Below are 15,611 nucleotides of genomic sequence, written 5' to 3' on the forward strand. Positions count from 1 at the left end.
CACGCCGTATGGAATGCGGTGGTCAAACACAGTAATGAAGGTTTCCTGCAGCTGGCGATGATCCGCAGCGTTGGCCTGCTGGTGGGTGCGGCACTTGCCACACAGATTCCGCTGCCCGGCCATGGGGCGCTGCCTTACCTGGCCGGTGGCGCTTTCTTCCAATACCTCTACTTCTTCCTGCTCTCACGCTCATACAAAGCGCTGGACTATGGCACGGCCTATCCCCTTGCCCGTGGGGTTACGCCACTGATGGTAGCGACCGCAGCACTTCTGTTTCTGGATGAAACCCTCGCACCGCTGCAGATCACGGGGATACTGCTGGTTACCTGCGGGATTTTTGCACTGATCATGAAGGAGCTGCGTGTGAGCGGGTGGGGGATTCTCTACTCCCTGGGCACAGGAATTGCGATTACCGGGTACACAATCATCGGCGCCGCCGGCGTGCGCAGCGTGGCCAACCCGCTTAGCTATGTGGCATGGCTTGAAATTCTGTCTGGTGGCGGGGTTATACTCGCGGTACTCCTGACCCGGCCGCTAAAAGGTATCGCGTTTGCGCGCGCAAATTTCTTCCGCAGTTCACTTTCCGGAGTGCTGGCTACGGGTGGCTTCGGCATTGCCCTGTGGGCCACGTCCATGATGCCGGTAGCAGCGGTTGCCGCGACGCGAGAGGTGAGTATCCTGTTTGCCTCAGTCATTTCCGTTGTTCTACTCAACGAGCGTTTTTCGTCCCGGCGGGTCATTGCCGCATTGATAATTTTCTGCGGCGTTGGCACTCTGGCATTCGCTTGAGTACAAAAGCCCGTTTCCATTGTCCATAGATTGCCTATAGTTGCTGGCAAACTTCTCTTTTTAGTTGTCAGTTTCTGTGCCGCACTTTTTTTGAGCGTCGGCGCGAATTGCAGCCAATATCGAACAACCCGGATATCAAACAAGGATAAGTAATGAGTAGCTTGCGCCAGAAGTGGATCACCGCGCCGCTGTTGAAATGGATCAAGAAGGTCCTCCCACCGATTTCGGATACTGAACGGGCCGCCATGGAGGCCGGCGAGGTCTGGTGGGACGCGCAACTACTCTCCGGTAAGCCGGATTGGGATCAGTTGCTGAGTATGGGTGCGCCAGAGCTCACTGAGGCCGAGCAGGCATTTATTGACGGCCCTGTTGAAGAACTTTGTCAGATGGTCGATGACTGGAAGATCTCCTACGAAGATCACGATGTATCGCCGGAGATCTGGGAGTTTCTCAAGAAAAACCGCTTCTTCGGCATCATTATTCCGGAAGAGTTTGGCGGCCTCGGCTTTTCTCCCACGGCCCACGCGCAGATCGTCACCAAGATTTCCACCCGCAGTACCAGTGTCGGCGTTACCGTGATGGTGCCGAACTCCCTCGGCCCGGGTGAGTTGTTGATGGCCCACGGTACGGATGATCAGAAAAACCACTACCTGCCAAGGCTGGCCGACGGGCGCGACATACCTTGTTTTGGTCTCACCAGCCCCGAGGCTGGCTCTGATGCCGCGGCAATGGTGGATAACGGCATTGTCTGTTACCAGGACTACAAGGGCGAGAAGACGCTTGGCATGCGGGTCAACTGGCACAAGCGCTATATCACTCTGGGACCGGTGGCTACGGTGCTCGGTCTCGCGTTCAAACTGTACGACCCGGAGCATATCCTCGGCGAAGAGGAAGAGCTGGGTATCACCGTGGCGCTGGTGCCGACGGACACGCCCGGGGTCACCATCGGCCAACGCCACCTGCCGGCCATGCAGGCCTTTATGAATGGTCCCAATTGGGGGGAGGACGTATTCATCCCCATGGACTGGATCATCGGTGGCCAGGAAAATATTGGCCACGGTTGGCACATGTTGATGAGTGCCCTTGCGGCCGGTCGCGGTATTTCTCTACCGTCGTTGTCTACCGGCGGCGCAAAACTGGCCGCGCGTACCACCGGTGCCTATGCGCATATCCGCGAACAGTTCGGCATCCCCATTGGCAAGTTCGAAGGCGTACAGCGCCGGCTGGCTGAAATTGCCGCCATTGCCTATGTGCTGGACAGCGCGCACAAGGCCACCACCCGCGCCCTGGACCAGGGGCGCAAACCGGCGGTGGTCTCCGCGATCATGAAAGCGCACGCCACCAACGGCCTGCGCCAGTCGATCAACGATGCCATGGATATTCATGCGGGCAAGGCGATTATGGATGGCCCGCTCAACTATCTGGGCAATGTGTATCGCGCTGTGCCGGTGGCGATCACCGTGGAAGGCGCGAACATCCTGACCCGCAGCCTGATGATCTTTGGGCAGGGCGCCATCCGCTGTCATCCATACCTGCTGCAGGAAATGGAGGCGGCCACCAATCCTGATGAGAAGGCAGGGGTTGAAGAACTCGACGCGCTGTTGCCGAAGCACTTCCTGTTCCAGATCAAGACATTCTGCCGTGCAGTATTCCACGGCTGGACCGGAGGCCTCTTTGCCAGTAGCCCGCGCGGTGTGGGCGACGCGGCGAAATACTACCGTCAGATGAACCGATACTCGGCGGTGCTGACTCTGGTAACGGAAATTTCCCTGATGTCTCTGGGGGGAGAGTTGAAGCGCAAAGAAATGATCTCTGCACGCCTTGGCGATGTATTGAGTGAGCTCTTTCTGATGAGTGCAACGCTCAAACGTTTCAAGGACGACGGCAGCCCGGAATCCGACCGCCCCCTGCTGGAGTTCGCCATGCGCTCGGGCTTTCATAATGTCGAAGTAAGCCTGATTGAAGTGTTCCACAATTTCCCAATGCGGATCGTCGGCCAGTTGATGCATTTCCTGACCATGCCTTGGGGCCACAGTATTCGCGCGGCTTCAGACCGCCAGGCTCGCGCCTGCGCCGACCTGATCATGTTGCCGTCTGAAACTCGGGATCGACTGACGCATGGGGTATTTCTGGGGAACAGCGGCGACGGTATTGATATCGTCGAGCAGGCCTTCCTGAGTGCCCACGAGACTGGAGCCATCCGTGACAAAATGAAAAAAGGTGGCGTGCGGGAACTCAACGACAAGGCCATCGACGCGGCGCTGGAGAAAGGCCTGATTTCGGAGGACGAGGCCGGGCAGGTGCGGAAGACGTCGGAAGCCGTCAACAAGGCGATACAGGTGGATCACTATGACTCCCTGTCCAATGCGTCGCCAGAGCGGGGGTCTGAAGATACGCTTCAGTAACCGGAAAACGGCGAATTTAGTGGTACCTTTGCAGAGCACTAGCGGAAAGCCGCGTAACAGTTGAGCAGGCGGAGTAGGGCGCAAATGGCACAACCGGGAACATTCGGCGCAGTAGAGCAGTGTGTGGAAGCTGTGCTCGACAAAGTTGGCAAGCGCATTGTTCTCGGCTTGCCGTTGGGTATTGGTAAGGCGAACCAGTTTGCCAATGCCATCTATGCGCGTGCGGAGCAGGATCCGGAAATTTCCCTCACCATTTACACCGCGCTGACGCTGGAGCGCCCATCCGGCGGTAGCGAGTTGCAGCGTCGCTTTGTGCAGCCACTGCTCGACCGTCTGTACAGCGATTATCAGGATCTGGCGTACAACCAGGCGCGCCGCAAAGGCCTGCTGCCCAAAAATGTCGAGATCTGCGAGTTCTTTATGCAGCCCGGCAGTTTTCTGTCGACGCCTTCGGCGCAGCAAAGCTATGTCAGTGCAAATTACACCCATGTACCGCGAGACCTGCTGGACAGAGGCGTCAATGTAGTGGCACAGATGGTATCGCCGGCTACCGACGGGAGTGGGGATTTCAGCCTCAGTTCCAATCCGGATCTTACTCTGCCGCTGCTTCGGCTAGCGCAAGAGCGGGACTACCGGCATATCGTGATGGTCGGTGAGGTGAATCCACTGCTGCCGTTTATGGGTGGCGATGCGCGTGTCCCCATGGATCTGTTTGATTTTCTGCTGGAGGGAGAGCCGTTTGCACGGGAAATCTTCCCCGCGCCCAATCCGCCGGTAAGGCTCACTGATTACGCGCTCGCCTTTCATATTGCCGGGATCATCAAAGATGGCGGTACCTTGCAGATTGGCATCGGTGCCCTGGGGGATGCCATCTGTCATGTGCTGAATCTGCGCCAGGGAAACAACGCGGATTACCGGGATATTCTCCAGTCATTGAATGAAGACGGGGAACAGGCGCTGTGCCGTCAGCCATTGGAGTTAGGTGTTTTCGAAAGAGGAATTTACGGTGCCAGTGAAATGGTGCCAGAAGGTTTCCTGCACCTGCGGCGCTCGGGGGTGATGACCCGCGAAGTGTACGACGATGCTACGTTGCAGCACTTAATCAACGAGGAGCAGGTCGCCAACATCGCGACGCAAGAACTGCTTGTGGCACTGCGCGAAGCGGGGCGTATCCAATGCCCGTTGACCGAAGCGGACACCGATTTTCTTCAGCGCGCTGGCATCGTCGACCCCAGTTACAGCTGGCGTGGCCACCGTTTCCTGGATGAACACGGTGAAATGGAAGAGTGCGACCTGCACAGCAGTGCTGGCCGCAAGAAGTTGCTCGGCAGCTGCGAGGGGAAAAAGCTCCCCGGAGGCACCTGGCTACACGGCGGTTTTTACCTGGGCTCCACAGCCATGTACAAAGCATTGCGGGAAATGCCCGAGTCTGAGATGGCCGGGATCAATATGACCGCGATCGATTATATCAACGAATTACAGAAGGGCCGCGCGCTGAAGATCGAACAGCGTCAGCATGCGCGGTTTGTAAATTCGGCGATGATGGTCACTCTGAATGGCGCGGTAATTTCTGACGGCCTGGAGGATGGGCGCGTGGTCAGCGGTGTGGGCGGTCAGTACAATTTTGTTGCTCAGGCGCACGAGCTTCCCGGTGGGCGCTCGGTGATTGCGCTGCCCAGTACGCGGCTTTCCGGTGGGCGTATTCGCAGCAATATTGTGTGGGAATACCCTCACTGCACCATTCCCCGCCATCTGCGGGATATGGTGGTCACTGAGTACGGGATCGCAGATTTACGGGGAAAAACCGATCGCGACGTGATTGTCGCCACCTTGTGTATCGCCGATTCCCGCTTTCAGAAGGAGTTGCTGGAACAGGCCAAGTCGGCAGGGAAGGTCGAAGCCGACTACGAGATTCCCGAGGCCTTCAGCAACAATACACCGGAGCGTATTGAGGCCGTCTTTTGTCAGGGGCATCGCTTGCAGCTGCTGCCTTATTACCCGCTGGGTACGGACCTGACGTATGAAGAAGCGCAACTGGCCATCGGATTGAAGGCGGTGAAGGAGGAGGGGCGCAAGATTTGGGACATGTGGCCCATTCTGCGCAAAGGGCTGGTGGCCTGTAAAAGCAGCGATGCGGAGTACAAAGAGGTCCACGCCTGTCTCGACCGCATGGCGTTTGGTTATAGCGATACGTTCGAACACCGTCTGGAAGCCTACGTGGTGGCCGGTGCGCTGGTCCGGTTTCTGGATAAACGCAGGCCGCTCGGCGAAGTTTCTGACGCTCTGGGGCTGCGCTCAAACTTTCCAGCCGATTAATGCGATACGCTATTTTAACTGGCTCGACTGGATCGCCGTTAGCGCAATCGTATAGATGATGTCATCCACGAGCGCGCCGCGGGAAAGATCGTTTACCGGCTTGCGCATCCCCTGCAACATCGGCCCGATGCTGATCAAGTCGGCACTGCGCTGCACCGCTTTATAGGTGGTGTTGCCGGTATTCAGATCCGGAAAAATAAACACCGTGGCACGGCCGGCAACTGGACTGTTCGGCGCTTTTTTCTTGGCCACGTTTTCCATAATGGCGGCGTCGTACTGTAGCGGGCCATCGATGACCAAGTCCGGTCTTTTCTCCTGCGCAATTTTTGTCGCTTCGCGCACCTTGTCCACATCCGAACCGGTGCCAGAGCTGCCCGTGGAGTAGCTGATCATGGCAACGCGGGGCTCGATGCCGAAGGCCTCTGCCGAGTCGGCGGACTGGATCGCAATATCGGCCAGCTCTTCTGCATTGGGGTCGGGGTTGATGGCACAATCCCCGTAAACGAGCACCTGGTCTGGCAACAGCATAAAGAATACCGATGAAACGAGACTGGCATTGGGGGCGGTCTTGATCAGTTGCAGGGCAGGGCGGATGGTATTGGCGGTGGTGTGCACGGCGCCGGAAACCAGCCCATCCACTTCGTCTTCTGCGAGCATCATGGTTCCCAGTACCACGTTGTCTTGCAGTTGCTCTTTGGCCACAATTTCCGTGAGCCCCTTGTTCTTGCGCAGTTTGACCATCGGCTCCACATACTTGTTGCGTGCGGATTTCGGGTCGATGATTTCCACCTTATCGCTGAGCGAGAGCCCTTGCTGCTCCGCCACCCGGTGGATTTCTTTCGGGTCGCCGAGCAGTACCGGCCTTGCAATGCCGCGCTCTGCGCAGGAGAGGGCGGCTTTTACCGTGCGGGGTTCATCACCTTCCGGCAGCACGATTCGTTTGTTGGCGCGGCGCGCAAGCTCAGTAAGGTGAAAGCGGAAGGCTGGTGGGGAAAGGCGTTTCGGCCGGTCGGACTCACTGCCGAGAGATTCCACCCATTGGTTGTCCAGATGACCGGCGATAAAATCCTGAACTTTCTCGATCCGCTCCACGTCGTCAGTAGGCGTTTCCGTATTGAACGTCTGCAACTGCAATGCGGTCTGCCAGGTGTTGGTATTGACCAGTACCACGGGTAATCCGGTTTCCATGGCCGGCGCACAGAGTTCCCGCACCAGGGGCTGGATGTTGTAGCCACCGGTGAGCACCAGACAGCCAATTTTCACCCCGTTCATGGCCGCGAGGCAGGCGGCTACAATCACGTCCGGTCGATCCCCGGAAGTCACCAGCATGGCGCCTGGCACGAATCGATAGATCATATTGCCCAATGAACGGGAGCAGAAGGTGACGCTTTGCAGGCGACGGGAGTCCAGCTCGCCATAGTTGATGATTTCCGCCTGAAAGTGATCTGCCAAATCTTTCGCCCGCGGTGCCACCAACTCCGCGTTCCAGGGAATACAGCCGATGATCGGCAGGGGACTTTTTCCAAATAGGGAGAGAATTTCCAGGTTGCCGCGCCGTATATCCGGGCCTTCGAATACACCGGTAATATCGGCACCTGGCGCGTCTGGCACTTGTGATGGTGCCCCTACCTTGTTGACGATGCAGCCCACCACGCGCCCGGATTGTGCGCCGCCGAAGGTCGACATGGCCACTTCGAGGCGGTCTTTCAGTTGCTGCGTGGAGTCCAGGTCTGGGCAGACCACCAGCACGATTTCCGCATCCAGTGTTTTTGCCATCTGCAGGTTGAGCTGGCTGGCGAATTGGTTTTCTGCATTGGGAACCAGGCCTTCGATAATCGCAACATCAGATTTGTTGGCCACTTCCTGAAACCGCGCGAGAATCTCTTCGAGTAACTCGGACAGGTCGCCGCGTCCGATCAGGGACTCCGCGTGGTGCATGGAGAGGGATTCAGGCACTTTCATGCTGGAGGCGCGACGCAATATCTCGTTGCTGCGATCACGATTTTTCTCGTGTTTAACGGCTTCCGCAATGGGCTTGTAAAAACTGACACTCACTCCGTTGCGCTCCAGTGCGCGCAATGTGCCGAGGCTGACTGAAGTGATGCCGACCCCTGCACTGATCGGCACGAGCATGATGGTGCGAGACATGGATTACTCCCTCGAACTCGGGCCGGAATCTGGGATGTGTGGAGAAACAAGTTCCGCGGCATCGCGGGCGATGACCCACTCTTCATTGGTGGGGATCACCAGAGTCACTGCCGAGTGGTCTGCAGAGATAGGCCCTTCTTCGCCAAATCGTGCGCGTGCATTTTTCTCGCCATCTACGGCGTAGCCGATACCGCGCAACTGATTCATCACTTTTTCACGGATCAGTGATGAGTTTTCACCTATGCCGCCGGTAAATACCAGAGCATCGACTTGTGGCAATACCGCGTGATAGGAGCCGATGTACTTGGCCAGCCGGTAGCAGAATATCTCCAGTGCAAGCTGGGCCCCGTCATGGCCATCTTCGGCGGCCTTCTCCAGCGTGCGGCAATCGTTACTCAGCTCGGAAATGCCCAGCAGACCACTTTTCTTGTTTAGCAGATCGTTGATCTCTTTCAGGCAGTAGTCCATGCGGGACCCCAGGTGCATGAGCAGCCCCGGGTCTACATCGCCGCTGCGCGTGCCCATCACCAGGCCCTCCAGTGGGGTCAAACCCATACTGGTATCCACACTGCGGCCGTTGCGCACCGCGGTTATCGAAGCGCCGTTGCCCAGATGCGCGGAGATGATGCTCACCTCGTTCACCGACAGGTTCAGTAACTCCGCCGCGCGCTCGGTGACAAATCGGTGGCTGGTGCCGTGCATGCCGTAACGCCGGATGCCGTTGTCACGGTAGAGTGCATACGGCAGTGCGTAGATGAATGCGTGGCGGGGCATAGACTGATGAAACGCGGTGTCGAAGACCGCCACCTGGGGAAGTTTGGGAAATGCATCTTTCGCTGCCTCGATACCGGCAAGGTGTGCCGGGTTGTGCAATGGCGCAAGCGCGACACACTCCTGAATCGCTTTGATTACCGCGTCGTCGATCAGCACCGAGTGGGAAAACTTTTCACCGCCGTGTACTACCCGGTGCCCAATGGCGATCAATTGGTCACCGAGGTCCGGATGTCCGGCGAGAATTTCGTCTACGAGAAACCGGATGACCTCGGTATGTCGCGTGTCTTTCGGTAGCGACGTTGACTGCCGGTCGCCATCGATTTTCCAGCTGACTACCGGTTCACCCTGGCCGAGCGCCTCGCCAATACCGCTCACGGAAACCGAGCCATCTCGGGGATTCATTACCGCAAATTTGAGCGATGAGCTCCCGCAGTTGAGGACGAGGACTTGGTTGGAGGAAGACCGGGAATAGGACATGGACACGCTGATTTGTTGCGGGCTTGCCATAAGCCTAGTTCAAAAATACGCCATGCTGCGGATCGCTGGTCAGCTGGGAAAATCGGGGGAGGTTCAGGAAAGGCGAGCATAAAAAAGGGCCGCAAAATGCGGCCCAAAAGTGAGTGAAGCGATTTCTCAGGGACACTCGTAAGTCATATCAGCCAAACTGGTTCATGGTGTTGTCTTTACCAGCGGCTTTCAGCGCAGCTTCACCGGCGAAGTATTCCTTGTGGTCGTCGCCCATGTCGGAACCGGCCATGTTCTGGTGTTTCACACAGGCGATACCCTGACGGATTTCCTTGCGCTGGACACCCTCAACGTAACCCAGCATGCCTTTCTCACCGAAGTACTCTTTGGCCAGGTTGTCCGTAGACAGGGCCGCAGTGTGGTAGGTGGGCAGAGTGATGAGGTGGTGGAAGATTCCAGCTTCCCGGGCGGCGTCGGCCTGGAAGGTACGGATCTTGTCATCGGCCAGTTTGGACAGCTCAGTATCGTCGTACTCGGCACTCATCAGGTTGTCGCGCTCGTAAGCGGACACGTCTTTGCCTTCTTCCTTCCAGGCGTCGAACACTTGCTGGCGGAAGTTCAGGGTCCAGTTGAAGGACGGACTGTTGTTGTATACCAGTTTCGCATCCGGCACCTGCTTGCGGATTTCATCCATCATCGCGCCGATCTGACGTACGTGTGGTTTCTCGGTTTCAATCCAGATCAGGTCCGCGCCGTTTTGCAGTGAAGTTACGCTATCCAGAATACAGCGCGCTTCACCGGTGCCTTTCTTGAACTGGAACAGGTTGGAAGCCAGGCGCTTGGGACGCAGCAGTTTCCCTTCGCGGTTGATGATTACATCGCCGTTCTTCAGATCGCCCGGCGCCACTTCTTCGCAGTCCAGGAAAGCGTTGTACTGGTCACCCAGGTCACCCGGCTCTTTGGTTACCGCGATCTGCTTCGTCAGGCCGGCACCCAGGGAGTCGGTACGCGCAACGATCACACCATTGTCGACGCCCAGTTCAAGGAAGGCGTAACGCACAGCGCGGATCTTCGCGAGGAAGTCTTCGTGGGGAACGGTCACTTTGCCGTCCTGGTGGCCGCACTGTTTCTCGTCGGACACCTGGTTTTCAATCTGGATACAGCAGGCGCCTGCTTCGATCATTTTCTTCGCCAGCAGGTAAGTGGCTTCCGCGTTACCGAAGCCCGCATCGATATCGGCAATGATCGGTACAACGTGCGTGACATGGTTGTCGATCTTGTTCTGGATCGCCTTCGCCGCCACTTCATCACCGGCTTCGCGGGCCGCATCCAGCTCACGGAACAGACCGCCCAGCTCGCGGGCATCCGCCTGACGCAGGAAGGTGTACAGCTCTTCAATCAACGCCGCAACAGAGGTTTTCTCGTGCATGGATTGGTCGGGCAGGGGGCCGAACTCGCTGCGCAGAGCGGCAACCATCCAGCCAGACAGGTACAGGTAGCGGCGGTCGGTCTTGCCTTCGAAGTGCTTCTTGATGGAAATCATCTTCTGCTGGCCAATAAACCCGTGCCAGCAGCCCAGGGACTGGGTGTATTTGGATGTGTCGTTATCGTAGGCCGCCATGTCCTTGCGCATGATGTCTGCGGTGTACTTGGCGATGTCCAGGCCGTGTTTGAACTTGTTCTGCAGGCGCATGCGAGCCACAGATTCCGGGTTGATGGCATCCCAGGCGCTGCCGTTGCTATCGCGGAGCTTCGCTGCAGTTTCGATCTCTTGAGAGTATGTGGACATGGCGGTGTTTCCTCAAATTTCCTCGAATTTCTTCGAAAAGGTGACTGCGGTTAGGTTGTGCGTATCCTAGGAGTGCTGGCATAATTTGGCTAATTTATTGTCATGATTCCCGCTATCCAAATAATGAATGTTAGCCATGACCGCCAGGAAATCCTGCACTGTCATTCACTTGAGTCACTAACCAGAACCGGCTGAACTCTGCCGGCCGAGAGCCCCCCATGAATCTGGAAAGAGCCGATCTGAACCTGCTGGTCTACCTCGACGTGCTGCTGCGCGAGCGCAATGTGACCCGTGCCGCCAACCAGCTGGGACTGTCCCAGCCGGCCATGAGTAATGGCCTGAAGCGACTGCGCGAGTTGTTTGGCGACCCGCTGCTCGTGCGTACCCGGGAAGGCATGATGCCCACCGAGCGCGCCATGGAGTTGCAACCGATGGTGCGCGAGGCGCTGGCGGCCATTGATCAGGTGATCCAGCCGAACAGGGATTTTGCCCCGTCCGACGCGCGCCGTACCTTCCGTATCATGGCCAGTGACTACGCGGAATCCACGCTGATTCCGCCACTGCTGAAGCAACTGCGCGTCAGTGCTCCTGGTATCAGTCTAGACATCATGACACCCAGCGACGTGAGCTTTGTGGACGTGGAGCAGGGGAAGGTAGACATGGTGATCAATCGTTTTGATTCCATGCCCCAGAGCTTTCATCAGGCCACCATATGGAGTGACACCTTTTCCTGCGTTATGCGCACGGATAATCCCATCCTGCAGGACTACAATCTGGACAGTTATCTCAGCGCACAGCATATCTGGGTAAGCAAAACCGGCATGGGCGTTGGGGTTGGGGTGAACCCGGAGGACGTTCAGCGTCTGGGCTGGGTAGACGAGGCGATCGGCCGTGTCGGGCAGAAACGGGATATTTCCGTGTTTACCCGCCACTACCAGGTGGCGATGCTACTGGCCGAGCAGAGTGACCTGATCGTCACTGTACCTACGCGCCTGGCTCAGCTTGCCACCAGCAATCCCCGTGTGGCTCTGCGGGAGCCGCCGCTGCGAATTCCGCCGCTGGAGCTGAAGATGGCCTGGAGTCCCCTGTTGCAGCAGAGTGCGCCGCACCGGTGGATGCGTCGACTGATTCTGGATGTGGGGCGTCAGTTATAGCCTCACCCAATCGATGAAATTCATTTCGAGAATAGTGAAGATAGTGGCTATAAATTAGCGATATGGGCGTTCGGCTGTTTAGAATGCCGCACACTTACAACTGATTAGTCACCACGAATACCTGTTGCCCAACTATGTATCGATAGTAGGCACCCGTATTACTCATTAGAACCAACTACCAGTTCCAAGAGGTCAGACATGACGGAAAGAGTCCGTATTGGCGGTCTGCAGATTGCCAAAGAGCTCCATGCATTGATTGCGCAAGAAGTGATCCCCGGCACCGGCGTTGATGCCGACGTTTTCTGGGCGGAGTTTGAAAAAATCGTCAATGACCTGGCCCCGGTAAATCGCACCTTGTTGAAAAAGCGCGACACTATCCAGGCCCGTATGGATCAGTGGTATCAGGAAAATCCCGACGGCTTTAAAGACCTGGAGGCTTACAAATCCTTTTTGCATGAAATCGGCTACCTGGTGGATGAGCCGGCAGACTGCACCGCAAAAACCGAGAATGTGGATGCAGAGATCGCCACCATGGCTGGCCCTCAGTTGGTGGTGCCGGTGATGAATGCCCGCTATGCACTGAATGCCGCCAATGCCCGCTGGGGTAGCCTGTACGACGCCCTCTACGGTACCGACGTGATCGGAGAAGACGGCGGTGCGGAGAAAACCGGGCAGTACAACCCAGTGCGCGGCGAAAAGGTGATTGCCTACGGTCGCGACTTCCTTGATCAGGCGGCGCCACTCAATTCAGCCAGCCATACGGACGTGCGGGAGTACCGCATCAATGGTTCTCTGCTGGAAGCCGAGTTGAAAGGCGGTAAAGTCGCCGTGCTCAAGAACAGTCGTCAGTTTATCGGGTATCGCGGTGCACAGGATGCACCGGAGGCGATACTGCTCGCGCACAACGGCCTGCATTTTGAAATTCAGATTGATCGCGAAAGCCCTATCGGTAAAACCGACAAGGCCGGTGTGAAAGATATTCTGGTGGAGTCTGCATTGACCACAATCATGGATTGTGAAGACTCGGTTGCCGCTGTGGATGCAGAAGACAAAGTGGTGGTTTACCGCAACTGGCTCGGCTTGATGAAAGGCGACCTGCAGGAGAAAGTCAGCAAGGGCGGCCAGGAAATCCTGCGAACACTCAATTCCGATCGCGAATACAGCGGCGCGGAAGGTGGCAAGGTAGCTTTGCCCGGCCGCAGCCTGATGTTCGTGCGCAACGTGGGTCACCTGATGACGAACGATGCGGTACTGGATAAAGACGGTAATGAAGTGCCCGAAGGTATTCTAGACGGCATGATCACCAGCCTGATTGCGATCCACGATCTGCGCGGCAACGGTCCGCTGCGCAACTCCCGCAGCGGTAGCGTGTACATCGTGAAACCGAAAATGCACGGTCCGGAAGAGGTGGCCTTCGCCAATACACTGTTTGACCGTATCGAAGACGCGCTGGGACTTGCCCGCAACACCGTGAAAATGGGCATTATGGATGAGGAGCGCCGCACCACAGTGAATCTCAAGGCGTGCATTGCAGCGGCAAAAGAGCGCGTGGTGTTTATCAATACCGGCTTCCTCGATCGCACCGGTGATGAGATTCACACCTCCATGCTTGCCGGGCCGATGATCCGCAAGGGCGAAATGAAACAGTCGAAGTGGATTGCCGCCTATGAAGACTGGAACGTGGATACCGGGCTGGCCACCGGCTTGAAAGGCCGCGCCCAGATCGGCAAAGGCATGTGGCCGATCCCCGATCAGATGGCAGCCATGATGGAGGCAAAAATTGGCCACCCCATGGCCGGCGCCAACACCGCCTGGGTTCCGTCCCCAACCGCGGCAACCCTGCATGCGCTGCACTACCACAAGGTGGATGTGCCGGCGATCCAGGACGAGCTTGCCAGTCGCAAACCTGCCAGTCTCGACGACATCCTAACGGTACCGGTCGCGGAAAATCCCAATTGGACCGCCGATGAAATCCAGCGTGAGCTGGACAACAATGCCCAGGGTATCCTCGGGTACGTGGTGCGCTGGGTTGATCAGGGGGTTGGTTGCTCCAAGGTTCCGGATATCAACGACGTGGGCCTGATGGAAGATCGCGCAACGCTGCGAATTTCCTCTCAGCATATCGCCAACTGGTTGAAGCAGGGCGTCTGTACCCGTGCTCAGGTGGAAGAAACCATGCAGCGTATGGCCGCCGTGGTTGACCGCCAGAATGCCGGCGATCCGTCTTACCGCGACATGGCCCCGAATTTCGATCAAAGCATCGCTTTTCAGGCCGCCTGCGAGTTGGTGTTTGAAGGCTGCGCTCAGCCCAATGGTTATACCGAGCCGGTACTGCACCGCCGCCGCCGCGAGTTCAAGGCCAGCCAAGGTTGAAGCCATCTGAACTTGTTGTTCGAAAATAAAAAGCCCCGCCGCGCGCGGGGCTTTTTATTTGTGTAAGCTGAAAGGTATCAGGCAGTCTCTGGCAGTATTTTCTACACAAAGTGTTTTTTACCAATATGAGGTGTGCAGGGTGTCAATGCTAAAAACAACAACGCCGTCCGTAGAAGGCCGGCCGATTCAGGAATACCTCGGTGTCGTCGTTGGCGAAGCGATCCTCGGCGCGAATATTTTCAAAGATCTGTTTGGCTCCATCACCGATGTCATCGGCGGCCGCTCCGGATCCTATGAGCGGGAGATGGGTAAGGCGCGCAAAATCGCCTTTGGCGAGATCGAAGCGCAGACGCGTGCGCTCGGTGGCAATGCGATTGTCGGCATCGATATCGACTACGAAGTGGTCGGTGACAAGGGCGCCATGATGATGGTCAGTGTCAGCGGCACCGCAGTTAGAATCCGCTAAATGATCGTGACAACTGAATTGCCCGATAGCCTCGAGGGCAGCGTCGCAGGCAGTACCGAAGCCGGTGAAAGCAGATATTTTGAGCTCGGTGAATTTAGCGATCCGGAAGCATCCGGGCGCGATAGCTCAGCGCGCGACTCCCTCGCTCATCAGACGCTGGCTCAGGAGGTGGCGGTTGCCTTTTGTTACAACGGCATCAATCACGGGGTAATGATGGCGAGCCCGGAGGCACTGGAAGACTTTGCGTACGGGTTCAGTTTATCTTCCGGAGTAATTCGCCAGCGCTCGCAGATTGTGGATCTGGAAGTGGAGCCGGCGCAAGACCGTGTGCTTTTGCATATCACCCTTAATCAGCGGGCGCTGACGACACTGCGGGTATCCCGAAGGGCCTCGGCCGGTACCAGTGGTTGTGGATTGTGCGGTGTTGAGGCATTGGCTCAGGCGCTCGCGGTTCCCACCCAACCATCATCAGGGTGCACTGACTTCTGTGCTTTACCGCCTGCCGCCCATCTCTCCCAACTGCGGCAACGTTTTCAGGGCGCTCAGCAGCACCGCCAGTCCAGTGGTGCAATGCATGGTGCCATCTACGTTGATGAGGCAGGGCGAACCCGCATCTGCCGAGAGGATATTGGTCGCCACAATGCGCTGGATAAACTGATTGGTGCCAGCTTGCGTGAAGGGTTGGATATGGGCGGTGGATTTGTCGCGATCACTAGCCGTTGTAGCCTCGAATTGATCCAGAAGTGCCTGCGGGCGGGCATTGGCACTCTAGTCAGCCTCGCGTCCCCCTCCGATATCGCCGTACGCTGGGCGCGGCAATATAGCCTCAACCTGCTGCACCAACCCGCACAGGGCGGGCCTCGCTTGTACAGCGGGGCTGTGATCAAAAAGAAACTTTGTTAAATAGCCCCCTTTATAAACAGAAGTTGATC

General features: G+C 57.2%; 10 protein-coding genes. 7 read left to right on the forward strand and 3 right to left on the reverse strand.

The window, feature by feature from the left end:
• Positions 1–18 precede the first annotated feature (18 nt).
• From Q1A74_RS03970 to Q1A74_RS03980, 3 genes are all read left to right on the forward strand, one after another.
• Positions 19–789: a DMT family transporter gene (locus Q1A74_RS03970; protein ID WP_299592579.1), complete on the forward strand. Its 771-nt coding sequence runs from the start codon at positions 19–21 to the stop codon at positions 787–789.
• 152 nt (positions 790–941) lie between these two features.
• Complete coding sequence (locus Q1A74_RS03975) at positions 942–3,194, forward strand: acyl-CoA dehydrogenase (RefSeq protein ID WP_299592581.1); 2,253 nt, start codon at positions 942–944, stop codon at positions 3,192–3,194.
• Between the two features lie 84 nt (positions 3,195–3,278).
• Positions 3,279–5,510 carry an acetyl-CoA hydrolase/transferase C-terminal domain-containing protein gene (locus Q1A74_RS03980; protein ID WP_299592583.1) on the forward strand — a complete coding sequence of 744 codons (2,232 nt, stop codon included), beginning with the start codon at positions 3,279–3,281 and terminating at the stop codon, positions 5,508–5,510.
• Positions 5,511–5,519: 9 nt separating this feature from the next.
• Here the strand turns inward: Q1A74_RS03980 and pta are convergent, their stop codons facing one another.
• From pta to Q1A74_RS03995, 3 genes are all read right to left on the reverse strand, one after another.
• Positions 5,520–7,658 (reverse strand): phosphate acetyltransferase, encoded by a 2,139-nt coding sequence (gene pta, locus Q1A74_RS03985; protein WP_299592585.1) that lies wholly within the window; start codon positions 7,656–7,658, stop codon positions 5,520–5,522.
• Between the two features lie 3 nt (positions 7,659–7,661).
• Entirely contained in the window at positions 7,662–8,939 is a 1,278-nt protein-coding gene (locus Q1A74_RS03990; RefSeq protein ID WP_367275355.1) for an acetate kinase, read from the reverse strand.
• A 148-nt stretch (positions 8,940–9,087) separates the two neighbouring features.
• Positions 9,088–10,686 (reverse strand): isocitrate lyase, encoded by a 1,599-nt coding sequence (locus Q1A74_RS03995; protein WP_299592589.1) that lies wholly within the window; start codon positions 10,684–10,686, stop codon positions 9,088–9,090.
• A gap of 218 nt (positions 10,687–10,904) precedes the next feature.
• On the opposite strand from Q1A74_RS03995, the gene Q1A74_RS04000 reads away from it, so the two are divergent.
• From Q1A74_RS04000 to fdhD, 4 genes are all read left to right on the forward strand, one after another.
• Complete coding sequence (locus Q1A74_RS04000; protein ID WP_299592590.1) at positions 10,905–11,840, forward strand: LysR family transcriptional regulator; 936 nt, start codon at positions 10,905–10,907, stop codon at positions 11,838–11,840.
• Between the two features lie 198 nt (positions 11,841–12,038).
• Positions 12,039–14,213, forward strand: a complete 2,175-nt coding sequence (locus Q1A74_RS04005) for a malate synthase G (protein ID WP_299592593.1) — start codon at positions 12,039–12,041, stop codon at positions 14,211–14,213.
• A gap of 145 nt (positions 14,214–14,358) precedes the next feature.
• Positions 14,359–14,679, forward strand: a complete 321-nt coding sequence (locus tag Q1A74_RS04010; protein WP_299592595.1) for a heavy metal-binding domain-containing protein — start codon at positions 14,359–14,361, stop codon at positions 14,677–14,679.
• Positions 14,680–15,582, forward strand: coding sequence for a formate dehydrogenase accessory sulfurtransferase FdhD (fdhD, locus tag Q1A74_RS04015; protein WP_299592596.1), 903 nt, complete (start codon positions 14,680–14,682; stop codon positions 15,580–15,582).
• Positions 15,583–15,611 lie beyond the last annotated feature (29 nt).

Source organism: uncultured Microbulbifer sp. (assembly GCF_947504145.1).
Lineage (GTDB): Bacteria > Pseudomonadota > Gammaproteobacteria > Pseudomonadales > Cellvibrionaceae > Microbulbifer.